This is a genomic window from Pseudomonas sp. MWU13-2862 (assembly GCF_023242495.1).
GTDB classification, from domain to species: Bacteria; Pseudomonadota; Gammaproteobacteria; order Pseudomonadales; family Pseudomonadaceae; genus Aquipseudomonas; species Aquipseudomonas gingeri_D.
Map to the genome: position 1 here is coordinate 145,411 of NZ_JALMEZ010000010.1, position 23,686 is coordinate 169,096.

Consider the following 23,686-nt stretch of genomic DNA (forward strand, 5'->3'; position numbering starts at 1 on the left):
GTGGCTTGCCCGCGAAGCTTTTAGCGGTCTCAAGGGCCTCTTCGCGGGCAAGCCACGCTCCTACAGGTTCGGTGCTGCTTTCAAGATCGAACGAAGATCAGGACTTCTCTTCACGCCGCGACTGGCTCGCGCTCCAGTCGATCAGCAAGCTGTAGGCCACCGCCAGCAAGGTCGGGCCGATAAACAGGCCGATAAAGCCGAAGGCGATCAAGCCGCCAAACACTCCCAGCAACACAATCACCAACGGCAGGTTGCCGCCACGGCTGATCAGGTACGGCTTGAGTACGTTGTCCACGCCACTGATGATGAACGTGCCCCAGATCCCGAGAAACACCGCCATCCCGTACTCGCCTTTCCAGGCCAGCCAGGCCGTGGCGGGAATCCAGACCAGCGGCGGGCCCATGGGAATCAGGCTGAGCAGGAAGGTCGCGATGCCCAGCACCAGGGCCCCGGGAATACCGGCGATCAGGAAGCCGATCAACGCCAGCAGGGCCTGGGCCGCCGCCGTGCCGATCACACCGTTGACCACCCGCTGCACCGTGCCCGCCACCAGCTCCTGGTAGTAATCGGCACGCTCGCCGATCAGCCGCTCCAGCAAGCCGTGGATAAAGGTCGCCAGTCGTGGACCGTCGCGATAGAAAAAGAACACGAAGACAATGCTCAGGGTCAGTTCGAGGATCCCGCCGCCGATCTGCGCGCTGCGCGCCAGCAACCAGTTGCCGACCTGCCCCAGATAAGGCTTGATCGTCACCAGCAAGGCCGCGCCCTGCTGGTCGATGGTGTTCCAGAGACCCACCAGGCGTTCGCCGACGATCGGCAAGCTGCCCAGCCAGGCCGGGGCCGCGGGCAGCCCGTCGACCTGGGCATCCTTGATAAAGGTCACCGCATCGCGCACATGGTCCGCCAGGTTGAGCCCCAGCCAGACCAGGGGCACGGCCACCAGCAACATCCAGCCCAACGTCAGCAGCCCGGCCGCCAGGGATTCGCGGTGACCGAGCACACGGGTCAACAGGCGCATCAGCGGCCAACTGGCAAACGCCAGCACGGCGCCCCAGAACAGCGCCGACCAGAACGGCGCCAGCACCCACAAGGTGGCACCGAACAGTACCAGGAGCAGTATCTGCACCAGCAGACGATCATTATTGGGCATGGTCTTTCCAGACAAGAGACGGCAATGAAAGCGTAGGCCAAGCCTGGGTCAGGCGTTTACCGACAGACGACCCGGGTTCAGCGGTAAACGCGCATGATCGTCTCTCGGTGGTCATTCGTACAGCGTCTAACGCAGCAATTCGATATGCAAACCACTGGAGGTGGCGCTGCCCGCCTCCAGGCGCGCGGCCCTCACGCCCTGGGCCATCAGCGCCTGGCGCCAGGCCTCGGCGGAAGCTCCAGAAAGGCTGACCCGCAAGGTAGCGTCCAGGTTCAGGCCCCGGGAAATCAGGGTGACCCAGGTATCCTGGGGGGCGCCGGCCAATTTCGGGAAGTCGAGCTTGCCGGTATCGCGCAGTTCCCGCAGCAAGGTCGCGGAGGTGGGCAGCAATTCGCCCAGCGGCGAAGCGGAGGCGAACTGCTCCACATGCAGGTAGGCGCGGCGGTTGCCGCGAGTGATGCTGTACAACGCCACCAGCGAATTGTCCGCCGGGGCCGCAAGGCGCAGCAGCAGGTAAGCCTGCTGATCGTCGGCACCGGACAACGTGGAATTACCGAACACTTCATTGGCCCACAGGCTGTTTTCCCCACAGTCGCGGGCCTGGCACCAGAACAGCAACTGCGCGCCCTCCTTCTGCAAGGCTTCGCGCGCCGCGGTGAAGGCTTCGTCGGCGCCATGCTCGGGCGGCAGCTCATAGGTCACCGAGGTCATCTGCCCACGGGCGCTGACCTGGGCATCGGTGCGCAGGCGGTTGCTGATCTTGCGGATCGCGCTCTGTGGATAAATCCGTTCCAGCTCGGCCGGCGCCCGATAGTCGACGATCTGCGCATCGGCCAGACGCGGCACCAGCGCCAGGTCATGACTGCCTGGTACATCGGCGGCGAAAAGCGGCGAACTGCAGCAGGCCATCCCAAAGGCGCAGGCCAGGGCTGTGGATAACTTCATCATCGGATAGACAGGGCCTGAACGGTAAGCGCGATAACCGGAACAGAACGTGCCGGAACAGGACGACTCAAGGTCGTGTGGAGGTCGAGGTCTGGCATGGTTGTCTCCCTTTCAACCCACCAAGCCTCGACAGTTGCAGGCGACAAGTCAAGGCGTGGAGAAAAAGCGATTGAAACAGTCTGCGACAAGGATGGCCCCGGCCTCGTCGTTCAAGTGCAGATGGTGCCCACCCGGCAGGTGCTCCAGGCTAAAGGGTAGACGATCGAGCAAGTCCTTGTGCTGGGCCAGTATGCCTTGCTCGGCCACCACCAACTGCGCCGGGCAGGCGATACGACGGATAAAGGCCATGGCCTGCTCCTCGGTCAGGCGCAACGGCGACGGCAGGGTCAGACGGTTGTCGCTGCGCCAGGTGTAGCCGCCGGGCACCAGCATCAGTCCGCGCTGGGCCAGCAACTCAGCGGCTTCACGGCTGACCGCCACCATCCCTTTCATGCGCGCTTCGATGGCCCGGTCCAGGGTCCCATGCACCGACTTGCGCTTGTCCTGTAATTCCAACTGCGCCTGCAAGGCCATGCCCAGGCGTTCGGCGGCGTTTTCGCCACTGCTGGTAGGGGGAATCACGCCGTCGATCAGGGCCAGGCGCGTCACCCGCTCCGGCAAGGCACCGGCCAGCACGATCGAGACAATCGCGCCCAACGAATGCCCCAACAGGCTGAAGCGCTTCCAGCCCAACTGTTCGGCCACCTGCAAGACATCGTAGACGTAGTCCCACAACGCATACCCGGCGCCCACCGGTCGATGTCCGGAATGCCCGTGCCCGGCCATGTCCAGGGCGACGATACGCAGGCCGTGCAGCTTCGGCGCCAGGCGCGCGAAGCTGTTGGCGTTGTCCAGCCAACCGTGCAGGGCAATCACCGGCTGCCCGTCCTCGGGACCGAACAGATGAGCCGCCAACTCGATATGCGGCAGGCTCAGGCGTACCTCTTCGACCGGATGGCTCATGCGCAACGTCCCTGCCCGTCCTGGCGTTCCCAGCGGGCGAAAATATCCTTGAGCAAACGCGCGGTGTCCTGCGGACGCTCCAGGGGAAACATGTGGCCGCCGGGCATGCTCAGGGATTCGCCATGGGGCAGGCGGCCGACACTGCGGGTGTGATGGGGCATGACCACCCGGCTCTGCTGGCCACGGACCACCGCCAGCGGCACCTTCAAATGCCGGGCCAGGCCCGGGCTGGTGTGCGGCACACCACGATAGATGCTGATTTCCGTGGCCGGATCGAAGCTCAGGCGCAAGCGCCCGCCGTCCTGGCGCAGACCATGTTGCAGGTACGCGTCGAAGCACTCCGGATCAAAGCCGCGAAACAGGGTCTTGCCGGCAAAGTACTGACGCGCGGCGGCGAGGTCGGTGAACTCTTCCCGACGCCCCAGGGTGCGCCCGGCCGGCGTCAGCCGATCGATAAAACCCAGGCGCTTGGCGGCGCGGATCACCCACTGGTCGGCACGGGTCAGCACCGGCGAGTCAAGCATCACCACGCCCCTGTAGAGCTGCGGGCGACGCAGGGCCGCGTGCAGATGCAGGACACCGCCCAGGGAATGGCCGACACCCCAGACCGGTTCGGGCTGCTGCTCCAGATGGTGGATCAGTTCGTCGACCAGGTTGTGCCAGTTATCGTCCGCCGGGAAACGCGGGTCGTGGGCATGCTGTTGCAGATGCGCCACCTGATATTCCGGGGCCAGCGCGGCGAACAACTTGCCGTAGGTCCCCGAGGGAAAACCGTTGGCGTGGGCAAAGAACACGGATTGCGACATACCGGGAGCATCTCGAAAAAGACAAGTGTTCATTGTCGGCACGCGCGGGTCCCACAGCAATGACCGTAACTGCCAGGAATGATGACAGTCCGGCCATGGCTATGACCCGGCTCAGCGCGCCGGCGGTGTTTGCCCCAGCGGCACCACGGCCATGGTCAGGCGCGACACACAGCTGGCCTTGCCCTCGTCACTGCTCAGGCGGATATCCCAGACATGGGTGGTGCGACCGATATGAATGGCCTTGGCCACGGCGGTCACCCGCCCGCTGCGCAAGCCGCGCAGGTGGTTGGCGTTGATTTCCAGGCCCACGCAATAGAATTTGCTCGCGTCGATGCACAGGTAGCTGGCCATCGAGCCGACGCTTTCGGCCAGCACCACCGAGGCGCCGCCGTGCAGCAGCCCGTAGGGTTGGTGGGTGCGATGATCGATCACCATGCTGGCGGTCAGCGATTCATCGTCAAAGGCTTCGAAGCGAATATCCAGCAGTTCGCCGATGGTGTTTTTCTGCGAGGCATTGAGTTGTTCGAGATTCGGTACGGTGCGCCACAAAGCCATGTTTGATTCCCCTACTGTGGTTGTTCGTCATGCCGGCGGCCAGCCAACCAAGCAGACGCTCGGTCGACTATTTCACGGAAGAACAGAAGCTCGCAAGCTGAAAAAGGCCCTGCGGCACGCAGGAGGCAACAGCCCACACGAGGAAATCCGGGCGGAATCTGATAGTCGCCAAGGGGCATATCGCGTCGAATTTCCGCCTTCCAGCCCTTGCAAGAGATCTCCATGGCAACGATAGGCCGTCTTCTTCGTCGCTTCATGCCCTCGGGTGACCCCCAGGTCCCCGTTCTCTCACCCCCCCACCCGAGCGAGCTGCACAGCCGCACGATCTGCGAGCTGATGCCAGACGATTTCTCGCAGATCGAACGGGACCTGACCCTGCTGGGTTTGAAGGACTCACTGGCCCAGGCTCGGGTGTTCCTCGGCAGCGCGCCGTCCCTGCGCCAGTACCCGTTGGCCGACCTGCTGGAATTGATGGTGGCCGCCGCCGCGCGCTTTACCGGCATCCTCAACAGTTGGGACGGCGTTCACCTGGACGGTGGCGGCCGGGTATCCCTGCATGTGCAGAAGAAACTCTTCGACTTGCGGGTGCCGCCCTCGCTGTCACCGCAACTGACCAACGCCCTGAAGCGCTGCGCCCAGAACATTGCCACCAAGGATCATCAAGCCGTCGCGTGCCTGCCATTCCAGGACGACGAAACCCGTCGCGCGTTCAGGTACTGGAGCAAGGCTTCCATCTGCCAGGCGTTACGGACTTTGCAGGTGACCAACGTCAATATGATCGGCGTCGACCTGAGCGGCGGCGATTTACGCGGGGTGAGATTTTTCGGGCAATACCAGGAGGCCGACTTCAGGGCGGCCAACCTCAACGGCGCATTGCTCTCAAGTGGTTTCAAAAGCAACGACTTCAGCCATTGCGACCTGAGGAATGCGGTGCTCTCAGGTCACTTTGAAGCCTGTCTGTTCAAGGGCGCCAAGGTCAACGCCGCGACCTTGAAAAACACCCGCACCGACCTGCTCGGCGCGGTGTTGAGTCACTGAACCTCAGGGGTGCTTGACGCCCAGCAGCGTCATCGCCCCGTCCAGCGGCAACTCCCCTTCCAGCTCGGCCAGGCTGGCCGTGCCCATGGGCTCCGGCTGGCGCACATGGCCGTGCTGCAACAGGCTGAGCAGATTGCCCACCAACGGCTGATGGCTGACCAGCAACAGGTTCTCGCCGGTGTCGAGCCGCTGGCTGACATCCCGCGGATTACCCTCGGGGGTCAGCCAGGGCACGGTGATGATCTCTGCATCGAAACCCAGCGCATCACGTACCAGCTGCGCGGTTTGCTGCGCCCTCAGGTAAGGACTGGCGTAGATCGCCTGCAACGGCTGGCCGATCAGGTGCGCGGCACTGCGCAGGACCTGCTCGCGGCCGTGGGCGGTCAACGCCCGTTCGGCGTCGCTGCGGGCCTGGGGTTCGGCTTCACCATGACGCAGAACCCAGACTTTCATAGCTTGGGCTCCTCATCACGGGCCGGATGCGGCGCTGGCGGCACCACATGCGGGGCTTCGCCTTCAGGAGCCCGTGGGGTCGGCCAATCGGCGAACGGCCAGGGCTTCTGTTCGGTATGGAAACTGCCGAAGCGACCGATCTGGGCCAGGAACTGGCTCAGGCTGTCGCCGAAGTTCATCAGGTTGGCGCTTGGCGCGCCGTAGAACAATCTGTAACCCAGTTGCACCAGCACCACCCCGCCGAGGATGAACTGCGCGACCTGCCAGACCAGCAGGAACACCAGCATCCAGACAATGCGCAACACAATGGATTCGTACTTGGACTCGTTCATGGCTCGCTCCCGTGGCGCTGAATATCAGTTGAAACCGCTGGTGGAAATAAAATCGACATCGGTTTTCGGCTCGCCGCGCATCAATAGCTCGATCACCTGGGTCAGGGTTCGCCGTTCAAACAGAATGGCATGCAAACCGGCCACCAGGGGCATATAGACCCCGACTTCCTGCGCCTTGACCTTCAGCACCTTGAGAGTATTGACCCCTTCGGCGACTTCACCCAGGCGGGTGACCGCCTCTTCCAGGCTCAGGCCCTGGCCGAGGGCAAAGCCGACCTGATAGTTGCGGCTCTTCGGCGAGGAACAGGTGACGATCAGGTCGCCGACCCCGGCCAGGCCGAGGAAGGTCATGGGGTTGGCGCCCTGGCTGACGGCAAAGCGGGTCATTTCCGCCAGGGCCCGGGTAATCAGCATGCTCTTGGTGTTCTCGCCCATGTCCAGCGCCACCGCCATGCCGGCAATGATCGCGTAGACATTCTTCAACGCTCCGCCCAGCTCGACGCCAAAGCGGTCGGCGCTGGCATAGACACGGAAGGTCCGTCCATGCAACGCGGCCTGGACGCGGCTGCAAAGCTCTTCGTCCTCGCTGGCGACCACCGTGGCGGTCAGGGCGTGCTCGGCCACTTCGCGGGCCAGGTTCGGCCCGGACAACACGCCGATCCGTGCTTGCGGCGCGATATCTTCGAGGATCTCGCTCATCAGCTTGAAGGTGTGGGCCTCGATGCCTTTGGTCAAGCTCACCAGCAGCTTGCCCACCAGGCGCCCGGCATGGGGCGCCAGCACACTGCGCAAGGCGCTGGAGGGCAAGGCGACAAAAAACAGTTCACAGTCCTCGAGGGTCGCGACCAGGTCGGTGACCGGCTCGACCGCCGGATGCACCTTGATGCCCTTGAGGTAACGCGGATTCTCACGATTGACGCGAATGGACTCGGCCTGCTCGGGATCGCGCATCCATTGGCGCACCCGGTGACCGTTCTCGGCCAGCAGATTGGCGATGGCGGTGCCGAAACTTCCGCCCCCCAGAACCGCGATTGGGTACTGTTCAGTCATATGTAACCCGTCTATCCCTACCAATGGCGATGGCTGCATTATACGGAGCACGCCACCGGCAGCCAGCCCCAATACGAATCCCCTGGCCTGAGCGCTTGACCGATTCAGCCTATACAATGACGGCCATACGCCATGGCAAACCCGGCAAGCTCGGTTAACATGCACGGCTATTATTTTTTTCAAGGCTGTGCCGTGTCTTTTGGCCCTCCCACCACGCGTTCCTCCTTCGTCCTGGCCCTGATGTTCAGCGGCCCGTTGCTGGCTGACGACCTGTTTATGGAAAACCAGCCCCTGCCCGAGGTGCTGACGGCCACCCGCCTGAAACAATCGCCGGCCGCGGTGCCCGGCAGCATGACGGTCATCGACAACGAACTGATCAAGGCCAGCGGCGCCCGGGATATCAGCGAACTGCTGCGCCTGGTGCCGGGGATGATGGTCGGCTACACCAACGGCAACCAGGCCAGCATCAACTACCATGGCACCGATGCCTCCAACGCCCGGCGCATGCAGGTGCTGATCGATGGCCGCTCGGTCTATCGCGCGGGCCTGGCGACCGTGGACTGGAGCGATATCCCGGTAGCCCTCGAGGATATCGAGCGCATCGAGGTATTTCGCGGCCCGAACACCGTCAGCTACGGCGCCAATGCGCTGATGGCGGTGGTCAATATCCTCACCAAGTCACCGGGCAGCACCCACGGCTCAACCCTGAAGATCACCCGCGGCGAGCGCGGCATCAATGACTGGTACGCCAGCCAGGGCACCGGCTGGGGTACCGGCGATCTGCGCCTGTCGATGTCCGGCGAGGAGGACGAGGGGTTCCAGAGCGACCACTTGGGCAATGACTACCGCGACGGCCGGCGTGTCACCCGGGTCAGCCTCTCGGTCAGCCAGATGCTCAACGAACAACAGAGCATCGACTGGCAGTTGAACGTCAAGGACGGCACCAACCAGCGGCCCTATACCTACCAGGCGGTGTTCCCCGGGATCACCGCGGCCGGCGACAACTCCGATGTGCTGGCCAAGGACTACGCCGGCTCCCTGCGCTGGAACCTGGATATCAATCCCCAACACAGCCTGTATATCCAGGGTTCGGCCCAACATTGGGATCGCCAGCAGGTCTGGCAAGCCTGCGATGCCAAGGTGTCATTCAGCCCACAACTGACTCAGCTGTGGCAGTTGAACCCCAACTATGCCGAAAACCTGGCGCGCAATATGACCCTCTACTCACCGGGTAACCCACCGGCGGGCAGCACCGCCGAACAGGCGCTGGCCCGGCAGGTTCTGGACCAATGGTTCAATCAGGGCGCCAGCCAGACGGTCTGCGGCAATATCGACCAGAGCACCCGCGAGACCCGCTACGATCTCGAACTGCAGGACACCCTGAGTCTCTCGGACAGCCTGCGCCTGGTCAGCGGCATGAACTATCGTTATGACAAGGCCGACTCCGAGACCTATTTCAACGGCACCATCGACGACAGTACCTGGCGCCTGTTCGGCCAGCTCGAATGGCGCGCCAGCGAGCATTGGCTGGTGCAGGGTGGTGCCATGTACGAAGACGCGCAACTGACCGGCGCCTCCCTGACCCCGCGCTTTGCAGTCAACTACCTGATCAATCCCCGGCACGGCTTGCGCGCGGTCTATTCCGAAGCGATCCGCTCGCCGGATATGTTCGAGAACAACGTCAACTGGAGCTACAAGGTCACCAACCTGAGCTCGCCGACCTACGGCCAGACCAGCGGCCAGTATTTCGTCCAGACCCGTGGCCCGGGAAACCTGGACAAGGAGCGGATGCGCTCGCGGGAACTGGGCTACAACGGTTTCTTCGCCGAGATCGGCCTGAGCCTGGACGTGAAGCTGTTCTATGACGAAATCAGCGACATGATCAGCACGCCGTTGCGCAACAACCAGTTTATCGCCAGCAACGCCAACAGCTCCCGCTTCACCGGCAGCGAAGCCCAATTCGACTGGCGCCTGGACAGTGCCGACCGCCTGCGCCTGACCTATGCCTATGTCGATGTCCAGGCCAGCAACCCGGTCGACAAGCAGTTCACCGCCCGCAACAGTGGCTCGGCCGGCTGGATGCGCGACTGGGGCGGCGGCTGGTCGAGTTCGGTCTTCTACTATGGCGACGACGCCATCAACCAGTATCGCTTCGAACGGGTCGACCTGCGCCTGGCCAAGCGGATTCCCTTTCGCCGGGCCAGCCTGGAACTGGCCGGGATGCTGCAACAACGTCTCGACGACCAGCCCATCACCTGGCCCGACAACAACTACAACCAGCGCAGTGCCCTGTACTTCAGCGCAGAACTGGAGTTCTGAGCATGAGCCGCCTGGGGTCAAGGATGACATCGGCATGGAGCTGGCGCCTGAGGCGACTGGGCCTGGCCCTGCTCGTGCTGCTGGCGAGCCTCCCGGCTCGCTCGGCCGAGGTGCTGCTGACCGGCGTCGAGGACAGCCCCGGGGTCCAGGCCTTTACCGCCGCCCTGGCGCAACAGCGCCCGCACGACCAGATACGCTTCGTGCCCCTGGCGCAGATGCCCGAACCCAGCCGCCTGCCCCCGGCCACCCGCCTGATCCTGCTGGACCCGGCCAGCCTGGACTGGCGGCTGAAGGATAAACAGGGGCCAGCGACCCTGGTCCTGCGTATCAGCCGCCTGCAGGCCATGCAACGCCTGGACAGCACAGCGACCGCCAATCTCAGCCTGCTCTGGAGCGACCCGCCGCTGTCGCGCCAGCTGCGCCTGATCCGCGAAGTGATGCCCCAGGCACGGCGGATCGGCGTGCTCTATACCCGCGACAGCGAATTCCTGCTGGCCGAACTTAACCAGGCGGCCCGCCCCCTGGGACTGGAGATCGTCCCCCAGCGCTGGGACGACACCGGCGACAGCCGGCCCCTGCAAACCCTGCTCAAGAGCTGCGACGTGCTGCTCGGACTGGACGACCCGACCTTGTACAACCCCAGGACCGCGAAGAACCTGCTGCTCAGCAGCTATGCCCGGCAACTGGCACTGATCGGCCCCAACGCCGGCTTCGTCAAGGCCGGCAGCCTGGCCAGCACCTTCAGCGACCAGACCGACTGGCTGGCGGTCCTCGACCAGTTGCTCGACCGCGCCCCGTCCAGTTGGCCGGGCAGCCTGTACCCGCAACGCTTCAAGGTCCTGAGCAACCCGCAAGTCGCCCGCTCCCTGGGTATCGAACCGATCGACGAAGCCTCGCTCGCCTCCCGGCTGGCCGAAGGAGAGACCCGCCCATGACCTTGCGACGGTATTGGGGCATCAGCGCCCGGACCCAGATGATCAGCCTCGGCCCCGCGCTGTTGCTGACCTTGCTGCTGATCAGTTTCTTCACCTTCGTGCGGATCCAGGACCTGCGCCAGGAGCTCGACCACACCGGTCAACTGATCGCCAACCAGCTGGCGCCGGCCACCGAATACGGGGTGATTTCCGGCAACAACGAAGTCCTCGAAAGCCTGATGCGGGCGACCCTGGCCACCCCCCACGTGCGTTTCCTCGAGGTTCAGGACCGCAGCAACAATGTTCTGGTGTATGTCGAGCAGCCCTCCCAGGAACACTTCCGGCTGCAGTCGGTGAAATTGTTCCAGGCGCCGGTACGCCTGCAACGGATTCAGTTGCACAACGACTTCCTGCAGGAAGACAGCGCGCCAGGCGTGACGCCTAGCGAGGACTACCTGGGGCGGGTGATTGTCGGTATGTCCAACGACGCCTTCAGCCAGCGGCAACAGGAAATCCTGCTCAAGGCCGGGATTCTCGCGCTGTTCGCCCTGGTCTTCACCTTTCTCCTCGCGCGGCGACTGGCGGCCAGCCTGGCGCAACCGATCAGCGCCATGGGCCTGGCGGTCAAGGCGATTCAACAGGGCGACTACAAGACCCAGTTGCCGGTGGTCGACGACGCCGAGCTCGGCGCCCTGGCGCGGCATATCAACAACCTCGCCGGCGCCCTCGACCAGGCCAGTCGCGAACAGCACCAGGCCATCGCCCAACTGATACAGACCCGTGAAGAAGCGGAGCGGGCGAACAATGCCAAGTCGGACTTCCTGGCCATGATGAGCCACGAACTGCGCACGCCGATGAACGGTGTACTGGGCATGCTGCAACTGCTCGAAACCACCGAAATGACCGAGGAACAGAGCGAATACGCGGCCCTGGCCTCGGAGTCCACCGAACACCTGCTCAAGGTGATCAACGACATCCTCGATTTCTCGCGGATCGAACGTTCGGCCCTGGAGCTGGAACATATTCCGTTCAACCTCGCCGAACTGATCGGCAGTTGCGCCCAGGCCTTCCAGCACAACGCCAGCCAGCGCGGCCTGCGCCTGGACCTGCAGATCCCCACGGACATGCAGGCCTTGCAGGTCAAGGGCGACCCGACGCGGATCCGCCAGATCCTGGTCAACCTGATCGGCAATGCGCTGAAATTCACCGAACATGGCAGCGTCGGCATCGAGCCGCACTGGCAGGCGCTGGACGACGATGTGCTGTGGTTCACCTGCACGGTGCGCGACAGCGGCATCGGTATTTCCAGCGAACGCCTGGAGCTGATGTTCGACGCCTTCCAGCAGGCCGACAGCTCGATCTCCCGGCGCTACGGCGGCACCGGCCTGGGCCTGCCGATTGCGCGGACCCTGGCCGAGCGCATGGGCGGCACCCTGCATGCCCGCAGCGAAGAAGGCCGGGGCTCGGTGTTCACCCTGGAAATCCCCCTGGCCCTGCACCACCCGACCCAAGCCGCCGTCCTGGCGCCCGCGCCCAGCGGCCATGGCGAAGGACGCAAGGTGCTGCTGGTGGAGGACAACCCGGTCAACCAGACGGTCATCGACGCCATGTTGCGTGGCCTGGGCTTCGACGTCAGCCTGGCCACCGACGGTGCCCAGGCCATCGACCGGGCCCGCAACGGCCTGTTCGCGGCGATCCTGATGGACTGCCGGCTACCGATCGTCGACGGCTACGAAGCCACCCGGCAAATCCGCCAGTTGCCGGAGTACGCTCAGGTACCGATCATCGCCCTGACCGCCAACGCCTTGCAGGGCGACCGCGAAAGCTGCCTGCGCGCGGGCATGAACGACTACCTGTCCAAGCCCTTCAAACGCGTGGATTTACAACAGGTTCTCCAGCAATGGCTGCCCTGAATACGATGTGCGACTGGCGTGAAAGACGAAAGTGCGGCAGTCTTAGGCACCCGAATGAGCTGGAAAACCGGCTTGAATAAAAATTTCAGTGCACAAGTGTACATTCATGTCCTTGGTGCTGTGACTTTCACCACAACGCAATAGTCTATGAGTAGGCTGTCGCTTCGAGGCATGAACGCTTCGATCGGCCGGGAAGATTTGCCCCACCTGCCGCATGGGACTATTGAGGAGCTCGCATGACCAAACAAAACGCCTTTACCCGGGAAGATCTGCTGCGCTGCAGTCGCGGCGAGCTGTTCGGCCCAGGTAACGCGCAACTGCCCGCCCCGAACATGCTGATGGTGGATCGCATCACCCATATCAGCGAAGAAGGCGGCAAGTACGGCAAAGGTGAATTGGTCGCCGAACTGGATATCAACCCGGACCTGTGGTTCTTCGCGTGCCACTTCGAAGGTGATCCGGTGATGCCAGGCTGCCTGGGCCTCGATGCCATGTGGCAATTGGTCGGCTTCTTCCTCGGCTGGCAGGGTCTGCCGGGCCGTGGCCGTGCGCTGGGCTCGGGCGAAGTGAAATTCTTCGGCCAGGTCCTGCCGACCGCCAAGAAAGTCACCTATAACATTCAGATCAAACGCGTCCTCAAAGGCAAGCTGAACCTGGCCATTGCCGACGGTTCGGTAACGGTCGACGGTCGCGAGATCTACACCGCCGAAGGCCTGCGGGTCGGCGTTTTCACCTCCACTGACAACTTCTAAGGGTTATTCGCATGCGCCGCGTCGTTATCACTGGTCTGGGCATCGTTTCGTGCCTGGGCAATGACAAAGAGACCGTCTCCGCTAACCTGCGTGCAAGCCGCCCTGGCATCCGCTTCAACCCGGAATATGCCGAAATGGGTCTGCGTAGCCAGGTTTCCGGCTCCATTGACCTCAATCTCGAGGAGCTGATCGATCGCAAGATCTATCGCTTCGTCGGCCACGCGGCGGCTTACGCCTACCTGGCCATGAAAGACGCCATCGCCGACTCCGGTCTGAGCGAAGAGCAGGTGTCCAACCCGCGTACCGGCCTGGTGGCCGGCTCGGGCGGCGCCTCGACTCTGAACCAGATGGAAGCGCTGGATATCCTGCGCGAAAAGGGCGTCAAGCGCGTCGGTCCGTACCGTGTGACCCGGACCATGGGCAGCACCGTTTCCGCCTGCCTGGCCACCCCGTTCAAGATCAAGGGCCTGAACTACTCGATCTCCTCCGCCTGCGCCACCAGTGCCCACTGCATCGGTACCGCCCTGGAGCAGATCCAGATGGGCAAGCAGGACATCGTCTTCGCTGGTGGCGGTGAGGAAGAACATTGGAGCCAGTCGTTCCTGTTCGACGCCATGGGCGCGTTGTCCACCCAGTACAACGAAACCCCGGAAAAGGCCTCCCGCGCCTACGACGCCAAGCGTGACGGTTTTGTCATCGCCGGCGGTGGCGGCATGGTGGTGGTCGAGGAGCTGGAACACGCTCTGGCCCGTGGCGCGAAGATCTACGCGGAAATCGTCGGCTACGGTGCAACTTCCGACGGCTACGACATGGTTGCGCCAAGCGGCGAAGGCGCGATCCGTTGCATGCAGATGGCCATGGCCACTGTCGACGGCCCGATCGACTACCTGAACACCCACGGCACCTCGACTCCGGTCGGCGATGCCAAGGAAATGGAAGGTGTGCGTGCGGTCTTCGGCGACAAGGCCCCGGTCATCAGTTCGACCAAGAGCCTGTCCGGTCACTCCCTGGGCGCCGCCGGCGTTCACGAAGCGATCTACTGCCTGCTGATGATGGAAGGCAAGTTCATTGCCGGCTCCGCCAACATCGAAGAGCTGGACCCGGAAGTCGCCGACATGCCGGTACTGACCAAGACCCGCGAAAACGTTGAATTGAACAACGTGATGAGCAACAGCTTCGGCTTCGGCGGCACCAACGCCACCCTGGTCCTGAAGCGCTGGCAGGGCAAGTAAGCCCGGCTTGATCGCGAGATAGAAAAGCCCCGACCGGTTCGGGGCTTTTTTTTGCCTGTTGGAAGGCGCCATTCCGACGGCGAGACTCGATTGTCCCATCGGGGGGTACGAGCGCGAAAAAAGCTGAACATCACCCCCGTGCGGTGTTCTATAAAGTTCAGGGTATTTTCCCGTCACTCTTCATGAGGTTTGTCATGACCATCACCATCAACACCGAATCCAGCGAAGGTTTTCGTCACAGCGTGCAGATCGATGATCATCAGTTGTTTGCCGATGTGCCCAAGACGGCGGGGGGCGAAGGCTCCGCACCGGAACCCCACGACTACTTCGACGCCGCCCTGGGGACCTGCAAGGCCCTGACCCTCAAGCTCTATGCCCAGAAGAAAGGCATCCCGCTGACCGGGGTCACCGTCGAGGTCAAGCGCGACAACAGCCAGGAACAGAAAGGCAAGTACGGCCTGCTGGTCAAACTGACCCTCAAGGGCGTGCTCAGCGATGCCCAGCGCGAAGAGTTGCACAAAGTCGCGGATCGCTGCCCGGTCCACAAGTTGATGACCACCACCGAAGTCAGCATCGAAACCCTGTTGTCCGAAGGTGCGTTCAGCCAGTAAGGGCAGCGGCGAAAAAGCGGGTTATGCTCTGCGCATCGCCCGCTGAGCCAGGAAACCCTGCCATGAACACACCACTGGTGATCCGTCCTCGCGCCGAGGATGTCGAAGGCCAACCGATCCTGCGGCCCCTGCCCTCGGCCCAGTGCCGCAGCGTCGGACCCTTCGTGTTTTTCGACCATATGCTGGAAACCCGCTATCCACCGGGGCACGGGATGAATGTGCGGCAGCACCCGCATATCGGCCTGTCGACCCTGACCTACCTGTTCGACGGCGAGATTGTGCACAAGGACAGTCTCGGCTCCGAGCAGCACGTCAAGCCTGGCGATGTCAGCTGGATGACCGCCGGCAGCGCCATCGCCCATGTCGAACGGACCCCGGCCGATCTGGTCGCCAGTGGTTCCAGCCTGCATGGCTTGCAGATCTGGCTGGCGTCACCCAAGGCGCTGGAACAGGGCCCAGGGCATTACAGCCATCACCCGGCGGCCAGCCTGCCCGTCAGTGACAATCTGGGGGTGCGCATCCGCCTGGTGGCCGGTAGCGGCTTTTGCCTGACCTCACCGGTGCCGGTGCTGTCGCCGACGCTGTATGCCGATATCCACATGGAAAGCGGGACCACCCTGCTGATTGCGGATGAGTATGAGGAGCGTGCGGTCTATGTGCTGGCAGGCGAAGCACAGCTGGAGGGTGAAGCCCTGGAGCCGCGCAGCCTGGTGGTGCTGCCGACCGGGGAAAGCCTCACGCTGTTCGCCGAGGGTGAATGTCATCTGGTGGTGATCGGCGGGGCGCCGCTGGATGGGCCACGACGGATGAACTGGAACTTCGTGGCCAGTGATCCGGTGTTGATTGATCAGGCACGGGCACGCTGGGCGGCCAGGGATTGGCCGACGGTGCCGGGGGAAAGCGAGCGGATCGAGTTGCCGCGCAAGCCCGCGGCGGAAAAAACCTGAATCAGAGAAACCTTACGAGTCGGGTTTATCAGCAAGGTCTGCGGCGTGCTTGAGGACGCTTTCGCGGGCAAGCCCTGCTCCTACAATTTTTTCTCGTTCACAAGATTTGTGCACGACACCACCCTGTAGGAGCAGGGCTTGCCCGCGAAGAGGCCCTCAAGAGCGCCAGAACGCTTAACCCTTGAACACTTCTTCCAGCAGATTGTGCATCGACACAAACGCACGGCCGGCCGTCTTCGCGTCATACATCATCATGCCCGGCACATTGGCATGCGGGTCGGTGAAGGAATGCACCGCGCCGCCGTAGCTCAACAGCTGCCAATCGATACCCGCGGCATTCATTTCCTCTTCGAATGCCGGCAGTTGCTCTTTCGGCACCAACGGGTCGGAGGCGCCATGCAGCACCAGCACCGAGCCCTTGATGTTCTGTGCATCCGCCGGATTCGGCGTATCCAGCGTGCCGTGGAACGACACCGTCGCTTTCAACGGCGCGCCGGTGCGAGCCAGTTCCAGCGAGCAGCAACCGCCGAAGCAGAAACCGAAGGTCGCCAGCTGCGCCGGATCCACCACGGCCAGACCCTGGCTTTGCAGCGCCTCGAACGCCGCCTGCATGCGCTTGCGCAACAAGGCACGGTCATTTTTCAACGGCATCATCGCCGCGCCGGCTTCATCGCCATTGCTAGGACGAACCGATTGACCGTACAGGTCGGCGATCAACACCACATACCCCTTGGCCGCGACCGCCTGGGCGATCTTCTCGGCATCGGCGCTGACGCCCATCCAGTTCGGCGCCATCAGCAGGCCCGGACGTGGCCCCTTGTGGCCGGCATCAAAGGCCAGACGGCTCTCATAGGATTGGCCATCGATCTGATAGACCACCGAACTCACAGTAACTTGGCTCATTTCGGACTCCGATAAAAACATCCAAGGATAAAAAAACCCGCCGAAGCGGGTTTTCGTACAACCAGTTTAAACCGACAACTCAACCAACAGCTTGTTCAGGCGGCGCACATAAGCCGCCGGATCCTTCAGGCTGTCACCGGCCGCCAGGGCCGCCTGGTCGAGGAGGATGTGCGACAGATCGCCAAAGCGGTCTTCGTCCGGCTCGCCATCGAGCTTCTCGATCAGCGGGTGCGTCGGGTTGAATTCGAAGATCGGCTTGGAGTCCGGCACCTTCTGCCCGCTCGCTTCGAGGATCTGGCGCATCTGCAAGCCCAGGTCCTGCTCACCGATGGCCAGGATCGCCGGGGAGTCGGTCAGGCGGTGGGAAACCCGCACTTCGCTGACAGCGTCGCCCAGGGCGGTCTTGATGCGCTCAACCAGGCCTTCCTTGGTCTTGGCGACTTCCTCGGCAGCCTTCTTGTCCTCTTCCGAGTCCAGGTTGCCCAGGTCCAGGTCACCGCGGGCCACGTCGACAAAGCTCTTGCCGTCGAACTCGTTGAGGTAGCTCATCAGCCACTCGTCGATACGGTCGGTCAGCAGCAGCACTTCGATGCCTTTCTTGCGGAAGACTTCCAGGTGCGGGCTGTTCTTGACCTGGGCGTAGGTTTCGCCGGTCAGGAAGTAGATCTTGTCCTGGCCTTCCTTGGCGCGAGCCAGGTACTCGGCCAGGGACACCACTTGCTCGCCGTCGTCACCCAGGGTGGAGGCGAAGCGCAGCAGGCCGGCAATTTTTTCCTTGTTGGCGAAATCTTCAGCCGGGCCTTCTTTCATGACCTGGCCGAAGTTTTTCCAGAAGCCCTTGTATTGCTCAGGCTCGTTCTTCGCCAGTTTTTCCAGCATGTCGAGGACACGCTTGGTCAGCGCCGACTTCATCGAGTCGATGATCGGGTCTTTCTGCAGGATTTCCCGCGACACGTTCAGGGACAGGTCGTTGGAGTCGACCACACCCTTGATGAAGCGCAGGTACAGCGGCAGGAAGGACTCGGCCTGGTCCATGACGAACACGCGCTGCACATAGAGCTTGAGGCCTTTCGGCGCTTCACGCTGGTACAGGTCGAACGGGGCACGGGCCGGTACGTAGAGCAACGAGCTGTATTCCAGCTTGCCTTCGACCTTGTTGTGGCTCCAGCTCAGCGGGTTCTCGAAGTCATGGGCGATGTGCTTGTAGAACTCCTGGTATTCCGTATCCGTCACTTCAGTGCGCGGACGGGTCCACAGGGCACTGGCGCGGTTGACGGTTTCCCATTCCAGGGCAGGTTTCTCTTCGCCTTCGACCGCAGCCACTTCTTTCGGCAGCTCGATCGGCAAAGCGATATGGTCGGAGTACTTCTTGATGATATTGCGCAGACGCCAGCCATCGGCGAACTCGTTCTCACCGGACTTCAGGTGCAGGACGATGCGGGTACCACGGTCGGCTTTCTCGACGGTGGCGACTTCGAACTCGCCCTCGCCCTTGGACGACCAGTGCACGCCTTCGCTGGCGGAAAGGCCGGCGCGACGGCTGAACACTTCAACCTGGTCGGCGACGATAAAGGCCGAATAGAAGCCCACGCCGAACTGACCGATCAGGTGCGAGTCCTTCTTCTGGTCGCCCGAGAGGTTCTTCATGAAATCGGCGGTGCCGGATTTGGCGATGGTCCCCAGGTGGGTGATCACATCGTCGCGGCTCATGCCGATACCGTTGTCTTCGAGGGTGACGGTGTTGGCGTCCTTGTCGAAGCTCACACGGATTTTCAGTTCCGCGCCACCTTCCAGCAACTCAGGCTTGGACAGGGCTTCGAAACGTAATTTGTCGACAGCGTCGGAGGCGTTGGAGATCAATTCGCGAAGGAAAATTTCCTTGTTGGAATACAGCGAATGGATCATGAGGTGCAGCAGTTGCTTCACCTCGGTCTGGAAGCCCAGGGTTTCCTTTTGAGTTTCCACACTCATGGTCATCAAACTCCAATTGGATGGCAGTGGCCGCCCCCGAAAGGGTTGGCGGCGGGTTGTCATCAAAGTTGGGGGCTATGACGGGGATTTCAAGTGCCCGGAAGTGTTTCCTCGATCTTGAAGTGAGCCCGGGCGGTGGCAATCGGCTCGGCCTCGCTGCTTTGCCAGGCCGTGATGGCGACGTTCGCCACCCGCCGGCCCTGGCGACAGAGATCGCATCGGGCGTAGGTGTCGCGATATTGCCCGGCGCGCAGATAGTCGACGGAAAAGTCGATGACCTTGGGCACCCCCGGCGAACCGGTAAACACCAGCAGGTGCAGGGCGGCGGCCAGTTCCATGAAACCGGCGATCACGCCACCGTGAATCGCCGGCAGCAACGGGTTGCCGATATTGTCCTTGTTTGCCGGCAGGCAGAACAACAGCTCGTCGCCCTGGCGTGAGCACTGGATACCGATCAACTTGGCGTAGGGGATAAGCTCCAGCAATTGCCCGTAGTCGCCCTGCTGATGGGCTTGTTGCAACATTTTCTTGAAGTCGTTGCTCATGCCGCACCGCCGTTGAGCGAGCCGCTGAAGCTGTGGGCACCCTTGATGCCCTTGCCCATGCGCATGAAGGTGCCGACCACGTGGGCGATGGGTTGCTGGGGATCATCCTGATAGGCAAAACCGCGGGCGAAGATGATGTCGCGGGTCACCCGATAACATTCAGCGAAACCGTAGACGTCCTTGTGCGGTGCCGCCGGGTGCATGTAGTCGATGCGCAGGTCCAGGGTCGGACAGACCTCGAACTCAGGCAGGACACACAGGGTGGCCATGCCGCAGGCGGTGTCCATCAGTGTCGTCAGCACCCCGCCGTGGATCACCCCGGAGTTCGGGTCGCCGACGATCTCGGCGCTGTAGGGCAGGATCACAGTCAACCCCGTGGCATCGGCGCTGTGCAAACGCAGCCCGAGGACCTGGCAGTGGCGGATGGCGCTGAGAAAGCGTGTGGCACGCTCGAAAATCGGGTTCTGGCTCATGAACTGATAGCTCTCATCCGGAGAAAAACGTCCATAAAAACGAAACATCAGGAAAAAGTTCCGCTCGGTCGGCACTTATATATCTTTTAAAATCAAGGAACTAATCCCTTGGGGCTGTGTTCTGAAGGCCAGTAGTCAGTGATATCCACACAGGAGCAACACCCCCATGCGTAAGACTTTAGCTATTGCCTTGATGTTGACCGCTACCCTCGGTCTCGCCGCCTGCGATAAAAAATCCGAGGACAAAGCTCAAGACGCCAACCAACACGCCCAGGAAGCTCAGAAAAGCATGAGCGAGGCTCAGGATAAGGTGAACGATGCCGCCAAGGAAAACGCCGAAGCTGCCAAAGCTCAGGCTGAATCCAACAAAGCGGCGGTTGAAGAGCAATCCAAGGAAGCCACCGGCTCCTGATGGAAGCTCGCCGGAGAAGATCCGGCAGTAAAAAAGGAAGCCCGCCTTGTGCGGGCTTTTTTTTGTCTGTGAGTTGAGTGTTTTATGGCGCAAACACCTTCAGCCTCCCCCACGACAGAGCAGCTCCTCCGGCTCCATCCCCCTTCATAGCCCCGCAGCAAGAAGATTTTCTGGATCAGATACTCCTGATACTCCTTGACATATTGAACAATCAGTCAAATAATCAGAAAAAAATAACACACCACATTCAATAAATATTTATCGACAGCAGCAAATTCGGGCACTGACCGAAGGAGCATGGACGCGCACTTATTCGAGGCAATCGACATGACGCCGCCGAACCATTAAGGAAAATGGCCTACCCCGGCTTATCGGTTCAAACGTACAGAACTTATAAATGCGCAGCATTGCTACACGCAGGACAACTCCGCGTGTTCGTTAAACTCCCACTCGCCCTATGGATCAATTTCAATTTTCGTTATTCGATAATTGCAAGGAGCTTGTCTGTGTCCCTTTCCCACGGTTCAAAAAACCGGATCGCATTGGCGGCTATCTGCCTGGCGTCCCTGATGTTCGGCCTGGAGATATCCAGTGTCCCGGTTATTCTGCCTGGACTGGAAACAGTGCTGCAGGCCGACTTTAAACAAATGCAATGGATCATGAATGCCTACACCATTGCCTGCACAACCATCATGATGGCCACCGGCACCCTGGCTGATCGCTTTGGCCGTCGCCGCGTATTCATTATCAGCATCCTGGCGTTTGCTATCACCTCATTGATCTGCGGCCTGGCACAGGAGATCTCGGTACTGATCGCCAGCCGATTCCTTCAGGGCTTGGCGGGCGGTGCGATGCTGATCGCGCAGGTCGCCATCCTGTCCCATCAGTTCCAGGAAGGACGTGAGAGAAGCAAAGCCTTTGGTGCCTGGGGCATCGTATTCGGCATGGGCCTGGGCTTCGGCCCGATCATTGGGGGCCTGATCGTGGCCATTTCCAGCTGGCAGTGGGTGTTCCTGGTCCACGTGCTGATTGCCGCCGCGACCCTGCTCCTGGTGTTCGCCGGTGTCGAAGAGTCACGCGATCCACAAGTCAGGAAACTCGATTCCATGGGCATCGTGACCCTGTCCCTGACAGTTTTCGGTTTGGCCTACTACATCACCCAAGGCCCTGACCTGGGCTTTGGCAGCCCCCAGGCCCTGTGCATCCTGGCCGCGACGGTGATCAGTTTCATGCTGTTCCTGTATGCGGAAAAGAAACACTCCCATCCCATGTTCGACTTCTCGGTGTTCAGGATCCGCAATTTTTCCGGCGCTCTGCTGGGTTCGATCGGCATGAACTTCAGCTTCTGGCCATTCATGATCTACCTGCCCATCTACTTCCAGAGCGGGCTGGGCTACGACCCGATCACCGCTGGCCTGTCCTTGCTCGCCTATACCCTGCCGACCCTGGTATTCCCGCCCATCGGTGAGCGGCTTGCCCTGCGCTACCGCCCGAGCATCGTGATTCCTTGCGGGCTCTTTACCATCGGCCTGGGCTTCATGCTGATGAAATATGGCAGCAGCCTGGAACAGGCCAGTTGGTTGACCCTGCTACCCGGCTGCCTGATTGCCGGTATCGGCCTGGGCATCACCAATACGCCCGTCACCAACACCACCACCGGCTCCGTGGACAGCAGTCGCGCAGGTATGGCATCGGGTATCGACATGAGCGCCCGGATGATTTCGCTGGCCATCAATATTGCGCTGATGGGACTTATTCTTTCACAGGCCGTGTACACACAACTGAAACAGCACTTGCCGGATACTATCGACACTGTGCAACTCCACGCGCTGGCCGATTCGATTTCTTCCGGTAATATGCTGATCAGCCCGAACTTCAATACTCTGGTACCATCAAGTGCTATTCACGACGCCCTGAGCCATGGCTTTGGTATCTTGATGTTATATGGTGGCATCGGTGCCTGGTTACTCGCGAGCATCAGCCTGATGATATTTTCGTCACAGTCAAAAAACTCCTTGGTGACAAATTAAAATCCACCCCACAACACTACCCAAACAATAAAGCCATCACCCTTCATAGAGTGGGGGTTGTTTACGCATGACTGTAAAACTATAGAAAGCAAAATAACAACATAAAATAAATAAAGGAGCACGCTGCCGTGAAGGACCTATTGCCCGTCTGCATTCTTGACTGCGTCAAGAGTCGCCCCCAGGCCCCCGCCTACGAGTAACAACTGCGGGCCTCGCAGCTCCTGCAGAGGCCCAAGCTTTGAAGAGTCAGCTCAACAGGACTTAAAGATGGATCTGGAAGCCATTCGCACTCAGGAGCCGAGCATGAATATCGCCAACTGGCTGGACGAAGCTGGACTTCGCTATCCAAAGCGTCCAGCCTTGTTCGAGGGACGGCGGCAAGTCGCCAACTACGGCGCCTTTGCCGACCTGGCCCGACACCGGGCCGCGCACCTGATCGAAGAGCACGGTATTGCCCCCGGTGACCGGGTCGCACTGTTCATGAAGAACTGCTGCGAATACCTTGAGTTGCTCTACGCCATCTGGTGGGCCGGTGCCGTGGCGGTGCCGATCGACTGCAAGCTGCACTTAGTCGAGGTTGGCTGGATCGTGCGCAACTCCAAGGCCCGGCTGATCTTCACCGATGGTGGCCAGGTATTCGTACCGGGGGCCCTGCCCCAGCTATGTCGGGAGCTGGATCGAGAGGACATGGGAACGCTGGCCTCGATCACTTCGCCGCCGGATAAGCCCTGTCCGCGTCAGGCCGATGACCTGGCCTGGCTGTTCTACACCTGTGGCCCTGGCGATCGCTTCAAGGGGGTGATGCTGAGCCACGGCAACCTGATGGCCATGTCACAGGGCTGTTCGGCCGATATCGACCCAGTCGATGCCGATGAGGCTGTGGTGTATGCCGCGCCGATGTCTCATTGTGCCGGGCTCGACAGTCTGATCCATGTGCGTCGTACCGCTCGCCATGTCGTCCCGGAGTCTCGCGACTTCAACGCCGACGAACTGTTCGAGCTGGCGAGCGGGTTCGGCAATATCACCTTGTTCGCAGCCCCCACCATGTTCACATGCATGGTCGAGCAGGCCCGCCGCCAAGGCTACGACGGCAAGGGGATCAAGACCATCATTTATGGCGACGCCCCCATCTACCTGACAGGCCTAAGCAACGTACTGCTCGGAAATAGCTACGACGAGCCCCTCAAGACGGAGCTTAGCCTGTGGCTGAAGGCCTGCGCCAATGACATCTTCACGCCCTGAAGAACATTTTCACCGCCCTTGAGGCCTTGCTCGAGAGTGGTGGCCCAAACAAGCCGCCCTTGAACTGATCGAGAAATATTGCCTGCAGGAT

General features: G+C 61.5%; 22 protein-coding genes and 1 pseudogene. 11 read left to right on the forward strand and 12 right to left on the reverse strand.

All coding sequences use genetic code 11. The features are described 5' to 3' along the window. Nucleotides 1-97: 97 nt before the first annotated feature. The 5 genes from M5C56_RS19105 to M5C56_RS19125 all read right to left on the reverse strand — a co-directional run bounded on the left by M5C56_RS19105 (nt 98) and on the right by M5C56_RS19125 (nt 4,458). On the reverse strand, nt 98-1,150 hold the full coding sequence (locus tag M5C56_RS19105) for an AI-2E family transporter (RefSeq protein WP_103498780.1): 1,053 nt from the start codon (nt 1,148-1,150) through the stop codon (nt 98-100). A gap of 126 nt (nt 1,151-1,276) precedes the next feature. Beyond that, nucleotides 1,277-2,095, reverse strand: coding sequence for a DUF4892 domain-containing protein (locus tag M5C56_RS19110; RefSeq protein WP_103498788.1), 819 nt, complete (start codon nt 2,093-2,095; stop codon nt 1,277-1,279). A gap of 147 nt (nt 2,096-2,242) precedes the next feature. Further along, the gene (locus M5C56_RS19115) at nt 2,243-3,097 is read right to left on the reverse strand and encodes an alpha/beta hydrolase (RefSeq protein WP_103498779.1); all 855 of its coding nucleotides are present in this window, start codon (nt 3,095-3,097) and stop codon (nt 2,243-2,245) included. Continuing rightward, a complete protein-coding gene (locus M5C56_RS19120; protein WP_103498778.1) occupies nt 3,094-3,903 on the reverse strand; it encodes an alpha/beta hydrolase in 810 nt (269 codons plus the stop codon). Before M5C56_RS19120 ends, M5C56_RS19115 begins: the two co-directional genes overlap by 4 nt. A 111-nt stretch (nt 3,904-4,014) precedes the next feature. Further along, complete coding sequence (locus M5C56_RS19125; RefSeq protein ID WP_103498777.1) at nt 4,015-4,458, reverse strand: hotdog fold thioesterase; 444 nt, start codon at nt 4,456-4,458, stop codon at nt 4,015-4,017. Nucleotides 4,459-4,680: 222 nt separating this feature from the next. On the opposite strand from M5C56_RS19125, the gene M5C56_RS19130 reads away from it, so the two are divergent. Then, nucleotides 4,681-5,496 carry a pentapeptide repeat-containing protein gene (locus M5C56_RS19130; protein WP_247263269.1) on the forward strand — a complete coding sequence of 272 codons (816 nt, stop codon included), beginning with the start codon at nt 4,681-4,683 and terminating at the stop codon, nt 5,494-5,496. A 3-nt stretch (nt 5,497-5,499) separates the two neighbouring features. On the opposite strand, the gene sixA is transcribed toward M5C56_RS19130, so the two are convergent. From sixA to M5C56_RS19145, 3 genes are read right to left on the reverse strand one after another with little or no spacing between them, the layout of a single operon-like run. Continuing rightward, entirely contained in the window at nt 5,500-5,949 is a 450-nt protein-coding gene (gene sixA / locus M5C56_RS19135) for a phosphohistidine phosphatase SixA (RefSeq protein WP_103498776.1), read from the reverse strand. Further along, entirely contained in the window at nt 5,946-6,281 is a 336-nt protein-coding gene (locus tag M5C56_RS19140) for a DUF4389 domain-containing protein (RefSeq protein WP_100940855.1), read from the reverse strand. The genes sixA and M5C56_RS19140 overlap by 4 nt, the downstream gene beginning before the upstream one ends. A 24-nt stretch (nt 6,282-6,305) precedes the next feature. After that, nucleotides 6,306-7,331 (reverse strand): NAD(P)H-dependent glycerol-3-phosphate dehydrogenase, encoded by a 1,026-nt coding sequence (locus M5C56_RS19145; protein WP_103498775.1) that lies wholly within the window; start codon nt 7,329-7,331, stop codon nt 6,306-6,308. 240 nt (nt 7,332-7,571) lie between these two features. On the opposite strand from M5C56_RS19145, the gene M5C56_RS19150 reads away from it, so the two are divergent. The 7 genes from M5C56_RS19150 (at nt 7,572) to M5C56_RS19180 (ending at nt 16,019) form a co-directional block, all read left to right on the forward strand. Beyond that, complete coding sequence (locus tag M5C56_RS19150; RefSeq protein ID WP_103498786.1) at nt 7,572-9,650, forward strand: TonB-dependent receptor; 2,079 nt, start codon at nt 7,572-7,574, stop codon at nt 9,648-9,650. A gap of 23 nt (nt 9,651-9,673) precedes the next feature. Continuing rightward, the gene (locus tag M5C56_RS19155; RefSeq protein ID WP_247263280.1) at nt 9,674-10,585 is read left to right on the forward strand and encodes an ABC transporter substrate-binding protein; all 912 of its coding nucleotides are present in this window, start codon (nt 9,674-9,676) and stop codon (nt 10,583-10,585) included. Continuing rightward, nucleotides 10,582-12,477 (forward strand): ATP-binding protein, encoded by a 1,896-nt coding sequence (locus tag M5C56_RS19160; protein WP_103498774.1) that lies wholly within the window; start codon nt 10,582-10,584, stop codon nt 12,475-12,477. The genes M5C56_RS19155 and M5C56_RS19160 overlap by 4 nt, the downstream gene beginning before the upstream one ends. A 236-nt stretch (nt 12,478-12,713) precedes the next feature. Continuing rightward, entirely contained in the window at nt 12,714-13,229 is a 516-nt protein-coding gene (gene fabA / locus M5C56_RS19165) for a 3-hydroxyacyl-[acyl-carrier-protein] dehydratase FabA (protein ID WP_027898655.1), read from the forward strand. A gap of 11 nt (nt 13,230-13,240) precedes the next feature. Beyond that, entirely contained in the window at nt 13,241-14,461 is a 1,221-nt protein-coding gene (gene fabB / locus M5C56_RS19170; RefSeq protein WP_103498773.1) for a beta-ketoacyl-ACP synthase I, read from the forward strand. A gap of 194 nt (nt 14,462-14,655) precedes the next feature. Then, nucleotides 14,656-15,072 carry an OsmC family protein gene (locus tag M5C56_RS19175; RefSeq protein ID WP_103498772.1) on the forward strand — a complete coding sequence of 139 codons (417 nt, stop codon included), beginning with the start codon at nt 14,656-14,658 and terminating at the stop codon, nt 15,070-15,072. Nucleotides 15,073-15,134: 62 nt separating this feature from the next. Further along, complete coding sequence (locus M5C56_RS19180; protein ID WP_103498771.1) at nt 15,135-16,019, forward strand: pirin family protein; 885 nt, start codon at nt 15,135-15,137, stop codon at nt 16,017-16,019. 174 nt (nt 16,020-16,193) lie between these two features. Here M5C56_RS19180 and M5C56_RS19185 read toward each other — a convergent pair whose 3' ends face one another. The 4 genes from M5C56_RS19185 to M5C56_RS19200 all read right to left on the reverse strand — a co-directional run bounded on the left by M5C56_RS19185 (nt 16,194) and on the right by M5C56_RS19200 (nt 19,911). Beyond that, on the reverse strand, nt 16,194-16,922 hold the full coding sequence (locus M5C56_RS19185; RefSeq protein ID WP_103498770.1) for a dienelactone hydrolase family protein: 729 nt from the start codon (nt 16,920-16,922) through the stop codon (nt 16,194-16,196). 66 nt (nt 16,923-16,988) lie between these two features. Further along, a complete protein-coding gene (htpG, locus tag M5C56_RS19190) occupies nt 16,989-18,893 on the reverse strand; it encodes a molecular chaperone HtpG (RefSeq protein ID WP_103498784.1) in 1,905 nt (634 codons plus the stop codon). Nucleotides 18,894-18,982: 89 nt separating this feature from the next. Continuing rightward, complete coding sequence (locus M5C56_RS19195; RefSeq protein ID WP_103498769.1) at nt 18,983-19,438, reverse strand: PaaI family thioesterase; 456 nt, start codon at nt 19,436-19,438, stop codon at nt 18,983-18,985. Beyond that, nucleotides 19,435-19,911 (reverse strand): PaaI family thioesterase, encoded by a 477-nt coding sequence (locus M5C56_RS19200; protein WP_103498783.1) that lies wholly within the window; start codon nt 19,909-19,911, stop codon nt 19,435-19,437. Before M5C56_RS19200 ends, M5C56_RS19195 begins: the two co-directional genes overlap by 4 nt. Before the next feature lie 166 nt (nt 19,912-20,077). Between M5C56_RS19200 and M5C56_RS19205 the strand changes: the two genes are divergently transcribed. The 3 genes and pseudogenes from M5C56_RS19205 to M5C56_RS19215 all read left to right on the forward strand — a co-directional run. Next, on the forward strand, nt 20,078-20,323 hold the full coding sequence (locus M5C56_RS19205) for a hypothetical protein (protein ID WP_103498768.1): 246 nt from the start codon (nt 20,078-20,080) through the stop codon (nt 20,321-20,323). Between the two features lie 353 nt (nt 20,324-20,676). Further along, nucleotides 20,677-22,353: an MFS transporter gene (locus tag M5C56_RS19210; RefSeq protein ID WP_281438847.1), complete on the forward strand. Its 1,677-nt coding sequence runs from the start codon at nt 20,677-20,679 to the stop codon at nt 22,351-22,353. 303 nt (nt 22,354-22,656) lie between these two features. Next, nucleotides 22,657-23,490 (forward strand): annotated as a pseudogene (locus M5C56_RS19215) (AMP-binding protein); the annotation flags it as partial. Between the last annotated feature and the right edge of the window lie 196 nt (nt 23,491-23,686).

Coding starts and splice junctions, on each gene's coding strand:
- fabB (WP_103498773.1), top strand. CDS start 13,241: ATGCGCCGCGTCGTTATCACTGGTCTGGGCATCGTTTCGTGCCTGGGC.
- M5C56_RS19140 (WP_100940855.1), bottom strand. CDS start 6,281: ATGAACGAGTCCAAGTACGAATCCATTGTGTTGCGCATTGTCTGGATG.
- M5C56_RS19175 (WP_103498772.1), top strand. CDS start 14,656: ATGACCATCACCATCAACACCGAATCCAGCGAAGGTTTTCGTCACAGC.
- M5C56_RS19160 (WP_103498774.1), top strand. CDS start 10,582: ATGACCTTGCGACGGTATTGGGGCATCAGCGCCCGGACCCAGATGATC.
- M5C56_RS19180 (WP_103498771.1), top strand. CDS start 15,135: ATGAACACACCACTGGTGATCCGTCCTCGCGCCGAGGATGTCGAAGGC.
- sixA (WP_103498776.1), bottom strand. CDS start 5,949: ATGAAAGTCTGGGTTCTGCGTCATGGTGAAGCCGAACCCCAGGCCCGC.
- M5C56_RS19205 (WP_103498768.1), top strand. CDS start 20,078: ATGCGTAAGACTTTAGCTATTGCCTTGATGTTGACCGCTACCCTCGGT.
- M5C56_RS19145 (WP_103498775.1), bottom strand. CDS start 7,331: ATGACTGAACAGTACCCAATCGCGGTTCTGGGGGGCGGAAGTTTCGGC.
- M5C56_RS19110 (WP_103498788.1), bottom strand. CDS start 2,095: ATGAAGTTATCCACAGCCCTGGCCTGCGCCTTTGGGATGGCCTGCTGC.
- M5C56_RS19155 (WP_247263280.1), top strand. CDS start 9,674: ATGACATCGGCATGGAGCTGGCGCCTGAGGCGACTGGGCCTGGCCCTG.
- M5C56_RS19210 (WP_281438847.1), top strand. CDS start 20,677: ATGGCCTACCCCGGCTTATCGGTTCAAACGTACAGAACTTATAAATGC.
- M5C56_RS19125 (WP_103498777.1), bottom strand. CDS start 4,458: ATGGCTTTGTGGCGCACCGTACCGAATCTCGAACAACTCAATGCCTCG.
- M5C56_RS19195 (WP_103498769.1), bottom strand. CDS start 19,438: ATGAGCAACGACTTCAAGAAAATGTTGCAACAAGCCCATCAGCAGGGC.
- M5C56_RS19200 (WP_103498783.1), bottom strand. CDS start 19,911: ATGAGCCAGAACCCGATTTTCGAGCGTGCCACACGCTTTCTCAGCGCC.
- M5C56_RS19185 (WP_103498770.1), bottom strand. CDS start 16,922: ATGAGCCAAGTTACTGTGAGTTCGGTGGTCTATCAGATCGATGGCCAA.
- htpG (WP_103498784.1), bottom strand. CDS start 18,893: ATGAGTGTGGAAACTCAAAAGGAAACCCTGGGCTTCCAGACCGAGGTG.
- M5C56_RS19115 (WP_103498779.1), bottom strand. CDS start 3,097: ATGAGCCATCCGGTCGAAGAGGTACGCCTGAGCCTGCCGCATATCGAG.
- fabA (WP_027898655.1), top strand. CDS start 12,714: ATGACCAAACAAAACGCCTTTACCCGGGAAGATCTGCTGCGCTGCAGT.
- M5C56_RS19105 (WP_103498780.1), bottom strand. CDS start 1,150: ATGCCCAATAATGATCGTCTGCTGGTGCAGATACTGCTCCTGGTACTG.
- M5C56_RS19120 (WP_103498778.1), bottom strand. CDS start 3,903: ATGTCGCAATCCGTGTTCTTTGCCCACGCCAACGGTTTTCCCTCGGGG.
- M5C56_RS19150 (WP_103498786.1), top strand. CDS start 7,572: ATGTTCAGCGGCCCGTTGCTGGCTGACGACCTGTTTATGGAAAACCAG.
- M5C56_RS19130 (WP_247263269.1), top strand. CDS start 4,681: ATGGCAACGATAGGCCGTCTTCTTCGTCGCTTCATGCCCTCGGGTGAC.